General features: G+C 39.0%; 19 protein-coding genes. 18 read left to right on the plus strand and 1 reads right to left on the minus strand.

Annotated elements, in window-relative coordinates:
- Window positions 1–151 precede the first annotated feature (151 nt).
- The gene (locus tag NFR27_RS03925; RefSeq protein ID WP_251441170.1) at window positions 152–1405 is read right to left on the minus strand and encodes a recombinase family protein; all 1254 of its coding nucleotides are present in this window, start codon (window positions 1403–1405) and stop codon (window positions 152–154) included.
- 263 nt (window positions 1406–1668) lie between these two features.
- On the opposite strand from NFR27_RS03925, the gene NFR27_RS03930 reads away from it, so the two are divergent.
- The 18 genes from NFR27_RS03930 (at window position 1669) to NFR27_RS04010 (ending at window position 18440) form a co-directional block, all read left to right on the plus strand.
- Window positions 1669–2475 (plus strand): Cof-type HAD-IIB family hydrolase, encoded by an 807-nt coding sequence (locus NFR27_RS03930; RefSeq protein ID WP_251441168.1) that lies wholly within the window; start codon window positions 1669–1671, stop codon window positions 2473–2475.
- A 59-nt stretch (window positions 2476–2534) separates the two neighbouring features.
- Complete coding sequence (rapZ, locus tag NFR27_RS03935; RefSeq protein WP_277612525.1) at window positions 2535–3455, plus strand: RNase adapter RapZ; 921 nt, start codon at window positions 2535–2537, stop codon at window positions 3453–3455.
- Window positions 3456–3465: 10 nt separating this feature from the next.
- On the plus strand, window positions 3466–4815 hold the full coding sequence (locus NFR27_RS03940; RefSeq protein WP_251454326.1) for a gluconeogenesis factor YvcK family protein: 1350 nt from the start codon (window positions 3466–3468) through the stop codon (window positions 4813–4815).
- Window positions 4816–4903: 88 nt separating this feature from the next.
- Entirely contained in the window at window positions 4904–5848 is a 945-nt protein-coding gene (gene whiA, locus NFR27_RS03945; RefSeq protein WP_251441162.1) for a DNA-binding protein WhiA, read from the plus strand.
- A gap of 70 nt (window positions 5849–5918) precedes the next feature.
- The gene (locus NFR27_RS03950) at window positions 5919–6218 is read left to right on the plus strand and encodes a nucleotidyltransferase family protein (protein ID WP_251441159.1); all 300 of its coding nucleotides are present in this window, start codon (window positions 5919–5921) and stop codon (window positions 6216–6218) included.
- A gap of 1 nt (window position 6219) precedes the next feature.
- The gene (locus NFR27_RS03955) at window positions 6220–6360 is read left to right on the plus strand and encodes a hypothetical protein (RefSeq protein ID WP_251441157.1); all 141 of its coding nucleotides are present in this window, start codon (window positions 6220–6222) and stop codon (window positions 6358–6360) included.
- Window positions 6338–6496, plus strand: coding sequence for a HepT-like ribonuclease domain-containing protein (locus NFR27_RS10150; RefSeq protein ID WP_479266833.1), 159 nt, complete (start codon window positions 6338–6340; stop codon window positions 6494–6496). The genes NFR27_RS03955 and NFR27_RS10150 overlap by 23 nt, the downstream gene beginning before the upstream one ends.
- Window positions 6497–6766: 270 nt before the next feature.
- Window positions 6767–8116 (plus strand): hypothetical protein, encoded by a 1350-nt coding sequence (locus tag NFR27_RS03960; protein WP_251441156.1) that lies wholly within the window; start codon window positions 6767–6769, stop codon window positions 8114–8116.
- A 130-nt stretch (window positions 8117–8246) separates the two neighbouring features.
- Window positions 8247–9008 (plus strand): energy transducer TonB, encoded by a 762-nt coding sequence (locus NFR27_RS03965; RefSeq protein ID WP_251441153.1) that lies wholly within the window; start codon window positions 8247–8249, stop codon window positions 9006–9008.
- Window positions 9009–9234: 226 nt separating this feature from the next.
- Window positions 9235–10206, plus strand: coding sequence for a helix-turn-helix transcriptional regulator (locus tag NFR27_RS03970; protein ID WP_251441152.1), 972 nt, complete (start codon window positions 9235–9237; stop codon window positions 10204–10206).
- Window positions 10207–10334: 128 nt separating this feature from the next.
- Window positions 10335–10952: a MotA/TolQ/ExbB proton channel family protein gene (locus NFR27_RS03975; protein WP_251441150.1), complete on the plus strand. Its 618-nt coding sequence runs from the start codon at window positions 10335–10337 to the stop codon at window positions 10950–10952.
- 3 nt (window positions 10953–10955) lie between these two features.
- Complete coding sequence (locus NFR27_RS03980; protein ID WP_251441148.1) at window positions 10956–11357, plus strand: ExbD/TolR family protein; 402 nt, start codon at window positions 10956–10958, stop codon at window positions 11355–11357.
- Between the two features lie 15 nt (window positions 11358–11372).
- Entirely contained in the window at window positions 11373–12788 is a 1416-nt protein-coding gene (gene hutW, locus NFR27_RS03985) for a heme anaerobic degradation radical SAM methyltransferase ChuW/HutW (protein WP_251454329.1), read from the plus strand.
- Between the two features lie 4 nt (window positions 12789–12792).
- Entirely contained in the window at window positions 12793–13761 is a 969-nt protein-coding gene (locus NFR27_RS03990; RefSeq protein WP_251454332.1) for an ABC transporter substrate-binding protein, read from the plus strand.
- Window positions 13748–14758: a FecCD family ABC transporter permease gene (locus NFR27_RS03995; RefSeq protein WP_251454335.1), complete on the plus strand. Its 1011-nt coding sequence runs from the start codon at window positions 13748–13750 to the stop codon at window positions 14756–14758. Before NFR27_RS03990 ends, NFR27_RS03995 begins: the two co-directional genes overlap by 14 nt.
- A complete protein-coding gene (locus tag NFR27_RS04000) occupies window positions 14755–15546 on the plus strand; it encodes an ABC transporter ATP-binding protein (protein ID WP_251454338.1) in 792 nt (263 codons plus the stop codon). Before NFR27_RS03995 ends, NFR27_RS04000 begins: the two co-directional genes overlap by 4 nt.
- Before the next feature lie 22 nt (window positions 15547–15568).
- The gene (locus tag NFR27_RS04005; RefSeq protein WP_251454341.1) at window positions 15569–16084 is read left to right on the plus strand and encodes a flavodoxin family protein; all 516 of its coding nucleotides are present in this window, start codon (window positions 15569–15571) and stop codon (window positions 16082–16084) included.
- A gap of 265 nt (window positions 16085–16349) precedes the next feature.
- Window positions 16350–18440 (plus strand): TonB-dependent receptor plug domain-containing protein, encoded by a 2091-nt coding sequence (locus NFR27_RS04010; RefSeq protein WP_251454344.1) that lies wholly within the window; start codon window positions 16350–16352, stop codon window positions 18438–18440.
- Window positions 18441–18558 lie beyond the last annotated feature (118 nt).

An 18558-nucleotide genomic window follows, 5' to 3' on the forward strand; every position in this document is an offset into this window, starting at 1 on the left:
ACGCTCTGGTATGCCCAATCGTTAGGAGTTACATCGGAGAATGGGTTAGCTGCGAATGCAGTTGTTACGCCAAGTACAGCTGTTGCTGCAAATACGGCTGCAAAACGTTTTTTCATTGTAATTACCCCTTAGGATACAATAGTAGGAAAAATTAGGTTGCATAATGTTTTAATTTAATATGGTCCTGTAAAATATGAAGAGTAATTGGTAAAGTGACTTCGTCTAGCCACCAGTGCCAATATTGATACTGGCTATGACGATTCCAAGTGGGGTATTGCTGATGGCAATACCAATAAAAATGCAATGGCAGATTTGCAGATGGTGATGGATGTAGTATTGGTAGTGATAGGGGTGTAGAGGTTTTGGGTAATATAGTTGGTAAAATGGTTAATAGTTTAGCTTCAATAAAGGATTCTTTATATAGCGTTTGATTGGGGCATTTTGATGATTTATGATGACTTTGAGGACAGTGATAGTAAATATATTGTGTATCTTTATAATGGCGAGTTAAGCCGACTAAGCGATGAAAGCATTGAGGGCAACGAAGGAGTCCTTTAAAAAGATAGTTGGAAGGAGTAACAGATTGAGCTGTAGATATAGGGCTAGATGAGTAAGGTGAGTAATGGGAGAGCTTTTTGGGGGAGCGGGTCGTAGCCATTTTTCGTGCTTGTTGTACCGCTTCGAAGGTCTTTGTATCTATAATTTCTTGTGCATAGTTTTTGATACCATAAAATGTACCGAGATACTTTTCGTTATGTAATAGTTTGGAAACCGCTGGGTAAGAGCGGTGAATATGATGGACACTCGCTAAATGGAGCATGGTTTTACGAATGGAATGAGTTTTTAAATAATATTGGAAAAGATCTCGAATAATAGGAGCTTGTTCATTAGGCACAATCTGCTTGTTGATTATGCTATAGCCAAGTGGTAGCTTTCCAGAAATCGCTTCGCGGCGCTTTATTTTATCTGCGAAGACAAAGTGAATACGTTCTGATGTTGTATCTGATTCGTTTTGAGCAATGGAAAGCTTAATGTTTAGGTATAAACGACCTTGCGCAGTATTTGTATTATATTCTTCTTCCGTAGTTTCCCAAGTCACCTCATGTTGATCTAAAATTGCTTGATAGGTATAGTAGTCGGATACATTGCGGAACCAGCGGTCCAACTTAATAAAAAGGATGCAGTCGATACGATTAGCTTTTACATCTTTCAGCATGCGGGCGAATTCTTTGCGCCGACCTGGACAGCTACGGGCTGTAATGCCTTCATCGCGATAATAATCGACAATTTGATAGTTATGTTCTAGGGCATATTGGCGCAACCGATTTTCTTGGGCCTGTAAGGAATAGCCTTTCATAGCTTGTTCTTCGTGAGATACGCGAATATAGAGAGCAACACGTTTCATAATCATAGTATAGTTCAATACCAATCATTATTGATAAAAAAACAAAATAGATTGTATTGATAGACTCCTTTCTTTAACACCGTATTTAAAATCTTGAGATAGAAAATATCATTATAGCATTGTGCTTATCTTAATTCAGTTAGTCGAATAAGCCTGCTAAATATGATATACTTAAATATAAGCCTTTAAATTAAATATTATATGTTAGAACGTTAGACAGTTATTTATGAATACAGTTAAACTAATAGACGATGAGGAGTATAATGAAACATTCTATAAAATTACTGGCCATTGATTTGGACGATACTTTAGTTCGTGATGATAATACGATTTCAGAATATACGCGTAAAATTTTACAACGAGCACAAGCGAAGGGCATTCAAATAGTCATTGCTACAGGTCGTATGTATCAGACGGCGCGACCAGTAGGCCTTGCCCTAGGTTTAGGTGATTTGCCGATGATTCTTTTTTCAGGAGGCCTTGTGCAGCGCATTGAATCCGGTGAAAAGCTATGGGAACAAACAATTCCTGTGCCGATTGCTAAAGAAATTTTAGAATTGGCACGAGTTAATGATTGGTATGTTCAATCCTATGAAAATGATGACTTGTTGGTACATCATGAAACCGAACAGTCTCAGTTTTATGAAAAGACAGTAGGTGCTAAAGCTGTTTATGTAGGCGATGCTCTATATACGGAAGTAACAGGTCCGAATAAATTGTTGTTCTTGGAAGATCCAGCTAAGTTAGAGGGAATTATTAATATTTTGCAAGCTAAGTATGGTGATATATTAGAAATCGTGCGTAGTAAGGTGAATTTCTTAGAGGTCAACAGTAGTAATTGTACCAAGGGGAGCACGTTAGCAACGATGGTAAAGGATTTGGGCTTTACAGCAGAAGAAGTAGTTGCTTTTGGTAATTCACAGAATGATATTTCCATGCTTACCTATGCGGGAACAGCTGTAGCTGTAGCCAATGCAGAACCTAATGTGAAAGCTGTTGCGCAGAGTATTTGCCCATCTAATGAAGACGACGGCGTAGCGCATTGGATTGAAGAGAATATTTTAAAATGAAGAGAAGATGTTATAAATAATAGAGAGATAAGAGGTATATGATAGAAAGGAGTTATATTGTGGAAGGGAAATTTCGTTTGCTCATTGTAACAGGAATGTCGGGTGCTGGTAAGACGCAAGTTATGCAGGCCCTTGAAGATATGGGATTTTTTTGTGTTGACAATTTGCCACCCGTGTTAATTCCTAAATTCAGTAATTTATGTCGTCAAGCGGGAGACCGCATTAATCGAGTTGCTTTGGTGGTAGATATTCGAGGCGGCCAATTTTTTGAAAGCTTATCAGATGCTTTAAATTCCTTAAAAGAAATGCAAGTTCCGTATGAAATCGTATTTATGGATGCAACGGATGAAACTTTAATTCGTCGTTATAAGGAAAGTCGTCGCAGTCATCCATTAGCACCAGAAGGGCGTATTACGGTAGGCTTAAAAGAGGAGCGGAAAATTCTTGACTCCATTCGTCCTCGTGTTGATTACATTATTGATACAACCAATATGAAAACTAGCCAATTAAAAGCTTACTTGAAAAAGAAGTTTTCACAGTTGGATGAAAAAGAGCAAGGTATTGCAGTATCAGTCGTAAGTTTTGGCTTTAAATATGGCATTCCGTTGGATGCTGATATGGTATGGGATGTACGTTTTTTACCAAACCCATATTATAACCCTGATTTTCGTCATAAGACAGGTCGTGTGCCAGCGGTTAATCAATACATTCATTCCTTTGATGTAACGGAGCAGTTTTTAAGCACTATGTTTTCAACTATGGACTTTTTATTGCCTAATTATGAAAAGGAAGGCAAGAGTCAATTTGTTGTTGCCATAGGCTGTACAGGTGGTATGCATCGAAGTGTAGCTATGGCCGAAGCACTGTACAATCATGTGCAAACCTTAGGATATCGAGCAACAATAGAGCATCGGGATATGTTTAAGAATAATGTAGAAGAAGATTGTAATCCACGAGAAGTAACGGCGGCTGAAATATAGGAGATGTGAAATGATACATATGTCTGGATTCCGATGGTTGACGCCGGGCCTAAAATTAAAACGTTGGTTAGTTATGTTTGGCCTTGGTATGCTCCTCGTTATAGTAGGGGTAGCCTTAATGCTCAATTATGAATGGTTATCCTATTTTGAAGATTTATTTTTACAATTTATTTATGAAACTACTGGTTCCTATAATTACACCACGTTAGCTACAGTAGGTTTTGTGACCATATTACTAGGTATCGTCTTTATGATTATTGGTACGCGACGAGTTGGTAGTGCTGTAGTTAGAGCTATTATTCCGGCAGATACGGATAAAGTGGGTGATTATATTTTCCAGAATATACGCATGGCTAAAGGCCCTAAAGTGGTTGTTATTGGTGGCGGTACTGGCTTATCTACCTTGTTGCGTGGCTTAAAGACGCATACATCGAATTTAACTGCTATTGTCACAGTAGCTGATGATGGTGGTTCATCAGGGCGTTTGCGTGAAGATTTTAAAATGATTGCCCCTGGTGATTTGCGTAACTGTTTAGTGGCATTAGCTGAAAAAGAAGGTCTTATGGAACAGTTATTTCGCTACCGTTTTGGTGGTGGCGGTGATTTAGCGGGTCACAGTTTTGGGAATTTATTTTTAACAGCGCTTACGCAAATTCTTGATGAAGATGTGGATAAGGCGCTCGAAGCATCTAGCAAAATTCTCAAGGTTCGTGGTCGTGTTATTCCTGCTTCCACACAAAATATTGCGCTTATGGCAGAAATGGAAGACGGCACTATTGTGGCTGGGGAAAGTCAGATTCCAAAAGCTAAGAAAAAGATTAAACGACTTTTCACAGAGCCAGCAGAGCCACAGCCACAGGGAACAGCTCTTCAAGCCATTGATGAAGCGGATGCTATTGTATTAGGGCCAGGTAGTTTGTATACCAGTATTATGCCTAATCTATTAATTAATAAGATTGCCGAGCATATAAAAGCAGCTAAAGCGCCTAAATTTTACATTTGTAATGTTATGACGCAACCCGGTGAAACTGATGGTTTTACTGCTAGTGATCATGTAGCAGCGGTGCAACGCTTAGCTGGTGATGGTCTTATTGATACGGTTATTGTCAATGATGTTCCTTTTGATGAAGCGGTCATTGCTAAGTATAAAGTTGTTGGTGCTGAGCCTGTACAAGTTGATACAGATAAGTTAGCTGAACTTGGCGTACGTACAGTGCGTGCTAGCTTAATTCAACATCCTGAAACGGCGGTTCATGATTCAGATCGACTTGGTAAAGTTGTAATGGATGTAATTTATGCTATGCAATCGGGGCTAGAGCCACATATTTTAGAGTATTATTTAAAACGAGAAGATCGCTAATTATATGATTAAATTAGAATTAGGCATAGTTAGATATAATTACTATGCCTAGTTATTTTAGTCATTAGCTTATGAGAGAGGGGGGCCTATGTCATTTGCAGAAGATGTAAAAAATGAATTGTGTCAGTATAAAAATGAAGATACATTATCGGCTAAAGTAGAAGCATCTTGTTTGTTACGTATGGGAGGCTCCTTATTGCTAGGTAGTCAAGGGCGTGTAGGGATTCGTTTGGCGACGGCGAATAATGCAGTAGCTCGTCGTGTATTATCCATATTACGAGCACATTATGCGTTGCATACATCTGTACTTATCCGTCGAGGACTTAATCTACGTAAGAAAAATGTATATACTTTGACTGTAGAGCCCACAGAAGAGGGACGTAGAGCCTTAGAAGATTTAGCATTATGGCCAATGGATACAGATTTACCCGATGCGTGGTTGACTACGATGGAAGCACGACGTGCTTTTTTACGGGGAGCTTTTTTAGGTGGTGGTTCTGTTAATAAACCTGAAAGTGACTATCATTTGGAGTTTATGACAGGGAATGAACACTTTGCTTATGAAATTGTAAAAGTATTGCGTTTGTTTCATATTGTAGCCCGAGTTACGGAACGTAAGGATTCCTATGTAGTCTATGTTAAAGAAGGGGATGCGGTTACAGATTGTTTGCAAATTATGGGGGCTCAATCTGCGTTGATGTCTTTTGAGACTGTGCGGGTCGTTAAAAATGTGCGTAATCAGATTAATCGACAGGTAAACTGTGAAACAGCGAATCTCCAGAAAACAGTAAATGCAGCGGTTCGTCAATTGGAAAGTATTCGAATTATTGAACGGCACCAGCCTTTACGAGATTTGCCACCAAAACTATTAGAAGTAGCTCAATTGAGATTGGATAATCCGGACTCTAGTTTGCAAGAGTTAATGGAACTCCTCGATGGTAAAATTTCAAAATCGGGCATAGGTCATCGTTTTAGAAAATTAGAAAAAATGGCTTTAGCCTATGAGCCAATGGGCTTAGAAGAGTTTATGTAGTTAAATTTTAGCATAGTTATATATTTCTTAGTGGTGTATAATGAAATTGAAGAAGTAAGGAGGCGATACTATGGTTCATAATTTAGATACTATAAAAAGGAAAGTAGTGCCTATTTTAAGAGACGCCAATATTTCGTCTGCTTATATTTTTGGATCTCATGCTAGAGGGGAAGCAACTGATTCAAGCGATATAGATTTATTGATTGATTATGGAGCTATTACGAAATCAACATTTGAACTTTCAGAACTAAAATATAAGTTAGCAGAGGCTTTGAATAAATCTGTTGATTTAGTGTCGATAAACTCTCTGCAAAATGACTATTTTTCTAAGCAAATCAATAAAGATAAGATTTGTATTTTAGGAGAATAATATGAATAAAGATAAAATTAATATTATTCAGTTAATATATTATATTGAAAGGTTAGAATTTTTAACAAATAGATTTAAATCTGAAGAAGATTTTATGCTTCAAGATGAATTGATAAAAGATGGTGTTGTTTATTTCGCATGATTATGGACGTGTTGACTATAAATCTATTTGGAAGACTTTTAAAAGTGATATTCCAATATTAAAAGAGTTATTGGATAATGTATTAAAAAAAGAATTTAATGAAACATATTCTAAAATTAAAGAATCATTTAAATAAAAATGATATTGGTCTCTATGAAATGGCATATAAAATGCTGCCCTTTCATAGGGACTTTTTTGTATGATAGCAAGATATATTTTTGTATGATAGTAAGATATATTTATGTAGGATAGCAAGCTATATATTTGATATTGCATAGGCAGTGAATTTTATGGAATTTCATGGAATTCAATGGGAAGTTGTATTATAATAGAGGTCCTTTTTAGGTTACAAGAAGATGTATGTTATACTAAAGGGGTAGTAGTTTTTGTTTATAGGAGGTTTGATTTGAAATTATTGCGTAATAAATATCGTTGGTTAGCTTTATTAGTTGCTTTGTGGACTCGAGGTGTTAGCACTGTTATAGGGGCGCCACCAGCAACGGTGGATGTAACGACCACTTCATTTACGGCGCTACCAGTGGTGTTAACAGAAGAAAAGGATACGCTTATTTTTTCAGATAGTCCTGAATATGTAAATAAAAATGGTGTATTAGCTGGTGGCACAGTAAATGGCACAGGGCGTGTGTACTTTTATCATGTTAATGAAATGACAGAGCCACAGAAAATAGCCATTGTTATGGAAAATAAAAGTGATACGATGGTTGATGTAGATATTCATCGAGAAGTTGTGACAAAACCAAATCGTGAATATTTTATTGTGGGTAGCGAATTATCCCGTGAGGAACTTGATGCAGAGTATGTATCACCCAGTCGCAACTGGCAACCTGCAGCGCAAATGGAGCGTTCTACAGTAGCGGCAGGGATAAATACTACTGTTGAACAAGATGAACAAGGGAGCATAATACCGGCTTGGTATAGTGATACTTATAAGGAGTCACAAAAAACAGCTATAAAGGGTAAAGAGCTATCTAAAGAAGAAAAAGTGCAGCAGAAGACTCGCTTAAAAGAAGCTGATGAATGGCGTAAAGAGTGGTTACATCGTGAAAAGATAGTTACTAAATTAAAGCCGACTGTAATTGATTCCTTTGCTTTAGCACCAGGGGGCAAAAAGGCGGTATTTACTAAATTAGACACACTACCTATAAAGACAGACGATTTATTTTCTGGCATATTGGACTTTACTACTAGTGGGCCTGTATTAGTAAAGGTATTAATGCTACCTATTAATACACCGTCCTTAGGTGGTTCTGTATTAGCAGATATGTTACCAATGGATGAGGTAGCCTTGCGAGGTACCTATGTAGGGGCACAACGACGTTTAACAATTATGCAACCTTATGATAGTTCAGTTGGGCCAGCGTCTATTATGGTAGCGAATAATCGGGAAGATCCTTTTGTAGCCGGTTTAGATGAATTAAGTGATCAACCTGTTACTAATCGTGGTAATTATGGCGTTACATATGAGTTGACAATTCCTACAACAGGCAGTCGTGAATTTGCTCTATATATTAATCCTTTGGGGGGCGCCTATGCGGGTTCGTTTAAGGTTACTTATGATGGGCATTCCGAAGTTTATGATGTACCAAGTGGAGCCCGTTTATTCTTAGGCAATGGCACGACTACGGATACACAATACTTTGGTTCTTATAAAGCAGGAAAATTATTGCATATTCAGTTTATTCCTGCTGGGGCATCTAATTTACCTATTCAATTTTTATTAGTACCACAAAATTAATTGTCCTTTTGGAGCAGAAGTGTAAACATGTTCCTTGTTATTATTAGTTTATTGAGGAAAACTCTCAATAAACCTTGTAGAAAAATGGAATAAGAATATTTTTACAAGCTGAAATAAAAAGGTGGTAATAATGGAACACGTTTTAACATGGAAAAAAGCTGTTGTAGGCTCCATTAGTTGTCATATTGTGGCGGCGTTAGCACTGGGTGTTATAGGCTGGCATATGAGCCAATTAGCCGTAGAGGAGGCCTATGAAATAGATTTGTCTATTCCGGTACAAACTGAACAAGAGGCAAGTAAGACTGTTGAATTTCCAAAACCATTAGCAGCGGCAGAGGTAGCAAATCGAGTAGCTGTAGTATCGCAGTATACCCATCAAAATGCTGGTGGCAGTGGCGGTGGTACCCCATCAGTGAATCCTACTTCAGTTGCACCAGCCGCAGTTGTGGCTACCGGTGCTGGAACTATGCCAATTCCAGGGGCCCGTGAAGGAGAACAAACTGCTTTTAATGGCTTAGGGGATGGTTATAATACCGAAGGTGGTCTCATTGGTGATGGTTTAGGATCCGGTGAGGGAGATGGTATTGGGTCTGGTGATGAGACTGGGGTAGCTCCTGGTGAACCGTTTGATACAGATGGTTTTTGGAGTGAGGTTAATGCTAATAAATCGTATCCTGCTATGGCAATTCAGCGCAATATTGAAGGTGATGTGACGGTACAGGTGACATTAGATGGGGAGGGGCAGTTAGTCGATGCTACTGTGGTGTCATCGAGCAATCGTTTATTGGCTGAAGCCGCTCTTAAAGCAGTGCGTAATGCAACGCCGTATCATAATCCTACTGGTGATAGTATTACCATTACTGTGCCTGTAAGTTTTCGGCTAGCTGATTAATACATTACGATCCTTTTGGAAACTTGTTAGTAAAATTGTTAGTAAAATTGAAGTATTTGGTGATTTATATTCACTAGATAATGAAAAAAGAATATGAATATAGTAAATATAATATAAACCTTTCTGTAAGTGCAGATATATTTGTGAAGTGACGAAATCACGAAACAAGTATAGTAGCCATACAGGAAGGTTTTTTGTTTTTAAGTAAGGTAAATTAGGAGGATATATGCAATCTATGGAATCCATTCGTGATCGCATGCAAGATTCTGGTACACAATTACTAGATGTATCGTTGAATCAAAAAATATATGAACGTAAAGAGGGCAATGGGTATGCTCGCATGGTTAGTCAGACTATATTTGATGGCATTGATATTGTATATAATGATGTAGTTATGGAACAGATACATCATAATGCAAAGCCTTTAAATGGTTTATTTGAAATTCATTTTTGTGAGGATGGCCGTATTGAATGTTCCTTTGCCAATGGTAAATGCTTATATATGAATGGTGGCGATATTTCGTTAGGTTGGAAAAATTGTGATGCCTTTAGACATTCATCTTATTTTCCAACTGGTTTTTATAAAGGCTTGTCTTTAGCGGTGTATGTGTCTAAAGCGCAGGTTGCCATAGATGAATTTGTAGGGCAAAATAGCATTAATCTAGCAGAAATTTGTAATCGATTTTGCATGGGACAGGGCTTTGCCTTAGTTAAAGATACTGGTCGTTTACGAGAACTTTTTTTAGATTTATATAAAGTACCCACAATTTTGCCTGATGTATACTTACGATTGAAATGCGTGGAAATTTTTGTGTTGTTGAGTACTTTGCCAAGTATAAGAGGGGATGAGCGTGTTTATTTTGAACGGGGACAAGTGGAAACAATTAAGCATATTCATGATGAATTACTGGCTGATTTAGGAAATCACCATACCATAGAAGCCTTATCAGAACGGCATCGCATTTCTATGACTGCCCTTAAACGTTGTTTTAAAGGTGTGTATGGCATTACGATGTATCAATATGTAAAACGTTGTCGCATGCGATCCGCCGCCAAAGATTTGGTAGAGTCAAACGATACAATTTTGACGATTGCTAATCGCTGGGGGTATGAAAATGGGAGCAAGTTTTCAGGGGCTTTTAAACAGATTATGGGATGCAATCCTCGCGAGTATCGGCTAAAAAACAAAATGTCCTAATGGAGCTATGTTGGCGTTTTGGGGTAGTTTATTGAAATCGAGATTTGTTATCATTTATATCGGAGCAAGTAATCTTGCACTAGTAGTATAGCAATATACTCTAGTCAGTATTTGAGGAGGCTATTATAATGGAAGGTGTAACTTATATTATTGACTTGTTCGTCACGGGTGGTTTAGTTATGTACCCCCTTTTAATTCTCTCGTTAATTACAGTGACTATCAGCATAGAGCGATGGTATTTTTTTCGGCTCAATACTAAAGGTGGTCGAATTTTTTCTCATGGTGTGTACCATAGTGCTAAACAAGCTGATTGGCGTTCCGTTGATGAACTTTGTCAACAGTATCCATTGGCTATTAGTCGGGTCATTCATGCAGGTTGTAGTAATCGAGAATCAGAACAAGCAATGAAAGGTGCCTTTATGGAGCAAATGACTTTTGAAATGTCATCCTTTAAACAGTACTTAGAATTTTTAAGTGCTATCGTTACTGTAGCGCCTTTATTAGGTTTGTTGGGCACGGTTACAGGGATGATTGGTACCTTTGGGGTCCTTGATAATGGTGGTGGGGCAGCGGCCATTACTGGAGGCATTGGGGAAGCTTTAATTGCTACTGCTAGTGGCCTATGTGTAGCTATTATTGCTTTTGCTATTTATACCTATTTTACACATCGTTTAGATCAGTTTGTAGTTCGTTCAGAAGAGCTTTGCTTAACGCTAGTAAATGCTATGAAGAAGGAGTGGAAATAAACGATGTTTAAAGAATTTGGTATGAAACGTAAGCCAGTATTTATGATTATTCCCATGATTGATATTATCTTTTTTCTATTAGTCTTTTTTATGATGAATAGCCTCCAAACAGTGGCGCAAAAATCCTTAGATGTGCAATTACCTAAAGCACAAGCGGCGGTGCAACAAAAGCAGGTGCCTGTTATTATTACCTTGGATACAGCAGGCCATATTGTGATTGATGGAAAATCGCTCAGTTTTGATGAGGCCAAAGGAATATTGACTGAAAAGGGGCAAGATAACCCTGCGTTAGCTGTGGTGCTACAAGCTGATGCACGGGCTGCTCACGGACAAGTAGTAGCCATTATGGATATGGTTCGCAGTGCGGGAATTAAGAAGTTTTCCATTGGAGCCACTAATAAATGAAAGGATAACTAAATTATGATGAAACCAGAAGAATTATTTGCCAGAATGTCCCCAGAAAATCGAATTATGAAGCTTGGACGTGAAACAAATAATCCTTTGATGGAGGCATTTGATGCGAAACGAGTTGTTCATGCAGGCTTGAATGGACGTCCTTTAAATCCTACGGAGGCACAAGCTAAATGGCAACAAGTGATGGCTGAATCACCGCAAGCCGGGCAGTGGCAATCAGCCTATATTCATATCCCCTTTTGCCAGACGAAATGTTTATACTGTGGCTTTTTTCAAAATGCAGCGAATCAATCTGCAGAGGATCAATATATTGATTTACTGATTCAAGATATGGAAAGTGATGCTACGCAACGACGTTTACAAGAAGGCCTTATTCAGTCTATCTTTATTGGCGGCGGTACCCCTACGTCTTTATCAGCTCACAATGCAACACGTTTATTGCAAACGATTAAACGATGCTTACCTTTGGCAAATGACTATGAATTAACCTTGGAAGGGCGTGTTAATGATGTAATTCCAGACAAGATGGAAGCGTGGTTTGCTAATGGTGTAAATCGCATGTCTTTAGGTGTGCAGTCGTTTCATACGAAGATTCGGCGCCAGCTGGGGCGCCTTGATGATGAGGCTACTATTTTGGAGGGCTTACGCCAATTGAAAGAGCGAAATCAGTGTTCCGTAGTAGTTGATTTGATTTATGGCTTGCCTGATCAGACTCCTGAAAAATGGCAAGAAGATTTACAGACGTTGGAAATGGCTCATATTGATGGTATGGATTTGTATCAACTTAATGTATTTGAAAATAGTGACTTAAATACAGCCATTAAAAATGGGAATTTATCGCCAGCAGCGACGACTAAAGAACAAGCGGCTATGTATGCGCAAGCCAGAGCTTTTGTAGATACCTATAATTACAGTCGTCTTAGTGCCTGTCATTGGAGCCGTACGCCACGGGAACGGAGTTTGTATAATACGATGGCTAAACGTGGTTATCCCATGTTTCCCTTTGGTTGTGGTGCTGGTGGCAATATAGGTGGCTATATGACGATGTTACACCGCTCTTTAGGGGCTTATGAACAAATGGTAGAGGCTGGGCAAAAACCGTTTATGGTGCTAATGCAACAGTCACCGCTTCAAGAAATGGTTAATATTATTATTGATCAGTTAGAACATTGTTATTTTGATATACGACCATTAATTGCCTATGATGAACGATTAGGAGCTTTGGCATGGCTTTATGATTTATGGTGTGAACGAGGTCTTTGTGAACATAATGGGGTGATGTATAAATTGACTATGGCTGGTGAATTCTGGCATGTGAATTTAACTCAGACGACGATTGAATTAGCGCAGTATATTTTGACGGGCGAAGAAACCATGCTTCAGGAAAAAATTGCCGCTCAAAATAAGCATAAAGAGAGGTGATAGGTTGAAACGATATTTATTTGTGCCTGTACTATTGGCGATTTGTTGTGTAGTGGCTTTATCAGCTTGGATTACGCTAGGTACGTCAGCTGCTTTACAAGCACCAACTAGAGAGGTGGTGGATGCAACGGGTACCACTGTAACGATACCGGAACATCCAAAGCGAGTAGTATTTTTAAATACGGCCAATTTAGATATGTATTATGCTGTTGGTGGTAAGGCTGTAGGCAAGCCAAAGTCATCCTACTATACTAAGGAACTACTAGAGGTAACTAAAGATGTACCTTCAGTAGGAACTATTCACAGTCCTAATGTGGAGGCGATTATTGGTTTACAGCCCGATTTGGTCATTGGCCTTAATGTTCCTTTTAATACGAACTTGCGTGGCATGCTATCACAGGCAGAGATTCCTTTGTATATTAATGATTTGAATTCCTATGAAGATGTAGTAGCTACGCTGAACTTTTTTGGTGAATTAACAGGTAAACCGACTGTTGCCGATGCAACAGCTAAAGCCGCTATGGCTAATTATAATAAATTAGTAGGCGCTGCTAGGACTAAAAAAGGGCCACGAGCACTGATTATATTTGGCACACCTGGTAGTTTTAGTATGGCTACGAGCAAAGCATTTAGTGGTAATGTATTGAATCTTCTAGGGGGGCATAATATTGCTGATTTTGATAGTTCTTTAGAAGGTGATTATGTACCACTTAGTATGGAATATGTCATTAAGATGGATCCAGAGGTTATATTTTTCATTAGTATGACGCCTAAATCAGATAGTGTGTCTGTGTTTAAGCGAGATATGCTCGCCAGTTCGGCTTGGGTCGAGGTAAGTGCTGTTAAATCGCAGCGTATTTACTATCTGTCAGGTGGTTTATTTGCAGCGAATCCAGGTACACGTATTAGTGAGGCATTGACGATTATGTATGAGGATTTATATGGAGAGGAGGCAGCTCATGACAACCCTTAAGGGTGGTATAGATATACGCCAACGGCGACGACAGTTGACCTATTTAGGGACTGGTATTTGTTTACTATTTGTTGTCGTGACGGGCTTTTTATATGGGGCTGTCCCAATTTCTTGGCAAGAGATGGCAAGTGTAGCGCAAGGGCAAGGGGCCGGTGATACGGAACGAATTCTGTATTATTTACGGTTACCACGGGTTATTTGTGCTGCCTTAGTGGGGATGAATTTAGCCTTGGCCGGCTGTATTTTACAAGGTGTGCTTCACAATCCTTTGGCTGATCCTGGTATTATAGGTGTCACGGCTGGTGCTGGGGTAGCGGCTATGGCGGTAATGATTTTATCGCCGGCTTTGACTGCTTGGGTGCCATTAGCTGCTTTTCTAGGGGCTTTAGTGGCCTTGGCTATTGTATTTTTATTAGCTTGGGACCGTGGCATTAATCCATTGCGGTTAATTCTTGCTGGCGTAGCGGTAGCGGCTTTCTTTGGTGGTGGTACTACGGCTTTATCCGTTATGTTCCCTGATCGAATTCAAGGGGTTGTTAACTGGTTAGCTGGTGGGTTTGCCGGAGCGCGATGGTCTTATGTGTGGATTGTTTTACCTTATAGCCTTATTGGTCTATTGGGCGCTTTGTGGAATTATCGCAAGTTAAATGCGTTACAAATGGGGGAAGAAGTAGCCTTGTCTTTAGGGATTAATTTGAAACGTACTCGAATTGTACTCATTATTTTAGCTGCTATTCTAGCCGCTTCTTCTGTTAGTGTAGCTGGTTTGCTTGGTTTTGTAGGTTTAATTGTGCCACATTTGATGCGGCTAGTAGTAGGCTCGGATTTTGAGTATTTATTACCTGCATCAGCTGTATTTGGTGCAGCTCTACTGGTTGGGGCCGATACCTTTGCGCGTACAATTTTTAGCCCTACTGAAATTCCTGTGGGCATTTTCTTATCTTTCTTAGGGGCACCGTTTTTCTTATATTTATTGAAACGGAGGAGCCGCGGATGACAAGAATTTTAGAACTGGATAATGGTCGTATTGGTTATCACACAAGAGCCGTTGGGGATAGCGTATCCTTGCGTTTTGACAAGCCAGAAATTGTATCGATTATTGGCCCTAATGGTTCTGGAAAGTCTACTGTTTTGAAAACTTTGGGGCGTTTACTGGAACCTTTAAGTGGCACCGTTTATTTAGACGGTAAAGATATTCAACAGATGAATTCTAAAGCAGTGGCCTGCATTATTTCAATGTTACCGCAGTCAGCACAGGCACCGCCGGATATGACTGTGCGTGACTTAGTACTCTGTGGCCGCTTACCGTATCAGAATCCTTTTAGTTCATTAACACCAGCTGATGTGACAGCGGTACAAACGGCGTTAGAAGAAACTGGCTTGATGGAGTTTCAGCATCGCTTACTTAAAGATTTATCTGGTGGCGAGCGGCAACGAGCTTGGCTTGCTATGGCTGTGGCGCAGGAGCCTGATATTTTGCTCCTCGATGAACCGACTACCTTTTTAGATGTACGTTATCAACTAGAATTGATGAAGTTAGTCGTTAAGCTTCATGAAACAAGGGGCATTACAGTTATTATGGTTCTTCATGACTTAAATCATGCGGCTCGTTTTAGTCATCGCCTCATTGCTGTAAAGGGCGGTCAGATTGTAGCTGATGGTCCAGCAACAGAAATTTTCACAGAGCCTATTCTAAGTGATTTATACGAAGTAAAAATGATGTTTACTACGTTATCTATTGATGGCGAAGTGCATACGATTTGTGTGCCTTATGAAAGCCGTTAAGTATTTTATAAAGGAGAATTCCATGAACAGTATTGTAATTTACTCGTCCCGCACGGGCAATACGAAACAAGTAGCGGAAGCGATTCTTAGTGTCTTGCCAGCTGGTACAGCTTGTGTACCTGTTAATGAGGCACCCGCTGATTTAGCGACATATGATGTAGTCTTTATGGGTTTTTGGGCTGATCAGGGAAATGCAGATAAAGCAGCACAGACAGTTTTAAAACGATTAGATGCTGATAAAGTGGCATTGTTTGCTACCCTTGGAGTGCCACCAATGATGCCTCATGCTAAAGAAACTATGACAGCGGCTATTGGTTTATTACCAAAAGGACAGACGCCGGTGGGGACGTTTATGTGTCAAGGTAAAGTAGATCCTAAAGTGATTGAAATGATGTATAAAATGTTCCCAGAAGGTCATCCGCATGGGCGTAGTGCTGAACGTGATGAACGCCATCGTCAAGGGGCTTCACATCCAGATGAAACTGATTTAGCTAATGCAGTTGCTTTTGCTAAGGATGTATTAGCCAAACTAGGTTAATTGCAAATTATATAGTGCTAGTATTTACAAGTTTATAAATCATCGCTTCAAAGTTGAAGTTGTTATATTAAATCCTCTATGAATGGCAAGGGCCAAGATAAGTTATAGTGTGGCTTAACTAGGTCTAGCTGTTTTATAGAGGTATTTTTTATACAATAAACCATTAGGTATTGGTTAAAAGAATGCAATATGTAATAGCTATTACATATTAGGTCTTACAGAATTAGGTGTAATAAATTGTAGCGTGTGTGAGGAGCGATGAATTATGAATTGTGTGAAACGTAAGCAAATTATGTTACGAGCTATGGTGTTAACGGTATTAGTGGCACCGGTTATGATGACCTCTGTAGAAGGGGCTAGTGAAACGAATCTAATGACTGAACAAGTGGTAGTAACGGCTTCGAAAAAAGCTGAAACTATTAAAGCGGCACCCCAAGCTGTTGAAGTAATTACGGCTGAAGATATGAAGCGCATGGGGGCCACTGATTTAGTGTCAGCTTTGCAATTAGCAGATAATATTAGTTTGGCTGAGTCGGCTATGACGGGAAATCAAGTGATGATTCGAGGGATGGATACTAAACATAGTCTTATATTAGTTGATGGCAAGCGCATTGCTGGTGAAGATACAGATAGCACAGCTAATGTATATACTTTAGGTCGTATGAGCCTTGATACAGTAGAACGAATTGAAATTGTGCGGGGCGCTACCAGTTCGTTATATGGGTCAGATGCTATTGGTGGAGTTATTAACATTATTACCAAAGTGCCTGATAAGGAAGGCGTAACAGTAGGCGTTAATACGGGGACTCGACAAGTGAATAATTACTATCGGTATGATACGGGTAAAATGGGGCGCTGGAATGTAACGGCGGGGGCACAGTTTACTAAAGTACGACCTATTAATATTTTTACTGAAACCGCAGCATCGGCTACTAAAGTAGGCAGTGAAGGATATAATCGTTATATGTTTGGTAATCGCCAAAATTTCGATGTAAGCGCTACTTATGATTTTGAAAATGCCAACCAGAATAAACTTCGTTTGGATGCCAATTATTTTAAAGAGCATTTGCGTACAGAATTAGCTGATGTGCAAGGTCTCAATCGGGGTATGAAATATGACCAGCAAAAAGATAAAGTAGAACATTATGATAACTCTGGTTATGGTTTGGGTGTGACCTATACAGGTAAAACAGAGAAGAATGAATATATGGTGCGCACGTATTATAATCAGCTTAAAAAAGAGTATGATATGAAAAATAATGTAGACTTTTCCTTTCTTGGTCGTTTCAGCCCTATTGCACAACAGATGATGGAAAAGATGTATCCTAAATCTGACTATGATCAAGCTAAATATTATACTTGGGTAACGGATGCGCAGAATACTATGTATGTAAATGATAAACATACGCTAACCTTTGGTGGTGAGTATCGTAAAGTATATTATGCAGGGACACGTTTAGGTGGCCAAGCAGATAGTAATGGGGTAAAAAATCAAGAAGCCCATACAATTAACTCGTATGCAGGTTTTATTGAAGATACTTGGCAAGTGACTGATAAGTTAAGCTTGCAGCCTTCATTGCGTTATGAACATCATAGTTCATTTGGTTCTAATGTATCGCCTCATTTAGGTTTAAATTATAGTTTGGCAGATAATCTTCGATTAAAAGCAAACTATGGACGAGCCTTTAAAGCGCCTACGGTCTCAGAATTATATATGAATATGTGGCATAGCCCAGGGCCAATCATGGTGAATGTAGTCGGGAATCCAAATTTAGAACCTGAAAAGTCTCGAAATTTTGATATTTCCTTAGAAGGGGAGCATGGCAATACCTTTGGTAAAGTGACGTACTATAACAATAAGGTAAGTAATTTAATTAACTATAATCAATGGATTGATCCACAGACCCGCATCATTCATGCCGAATATGTGAATGTAAATAAAGCACAAATTAATGGGATAGAATTGAGTGTTGGCCATAAATTGAGCGACCGATTAACCTTGAAGGGTAGTTATAATTATATTGATGCACAAGATAAAACAGCGAATACACGACTCTTAAATCGACCTAAATCAGTGACAACAGTGCAACTTGTATATGATGATAATAAATCCACTGGCTATAGTGCTATGCTTTGGAATACCTTTACTCATGATTATGCATATTCGCCAAGTAGTGGCCGTAGTGGGACTGGATATAATTTATATTCCTTTAATACCTTGAATGCCTCTGTAACACGTCGCTTTAATCCTGATTTTTCAGCATTTGTTGCAGTAAATAACATATTGGATAAACAAGTAGCAGACCTCAATATGTATGGTCGTTTATGGCGCGTAGGGGCTGAAATGAAATTTTAATTACACCATAACTTAGATGCAAAAATGAAGGATAATATTCATAATACGAACCTTGACAGGCTAACGGTAGACAGGTAAAATATATAAAGAAGAAACAGAAGAATGGTACGAGAGACCG

The sequence above is a fragment of the Veillonella intestinalis genome (genome assembly GCF_943192895.1).
Lineage (GTDB): Bacteria > Bacillota > Negativicutes > Veillonellales > Veillonellaceae > Veillonella_A > Veillonella_A intestinalis.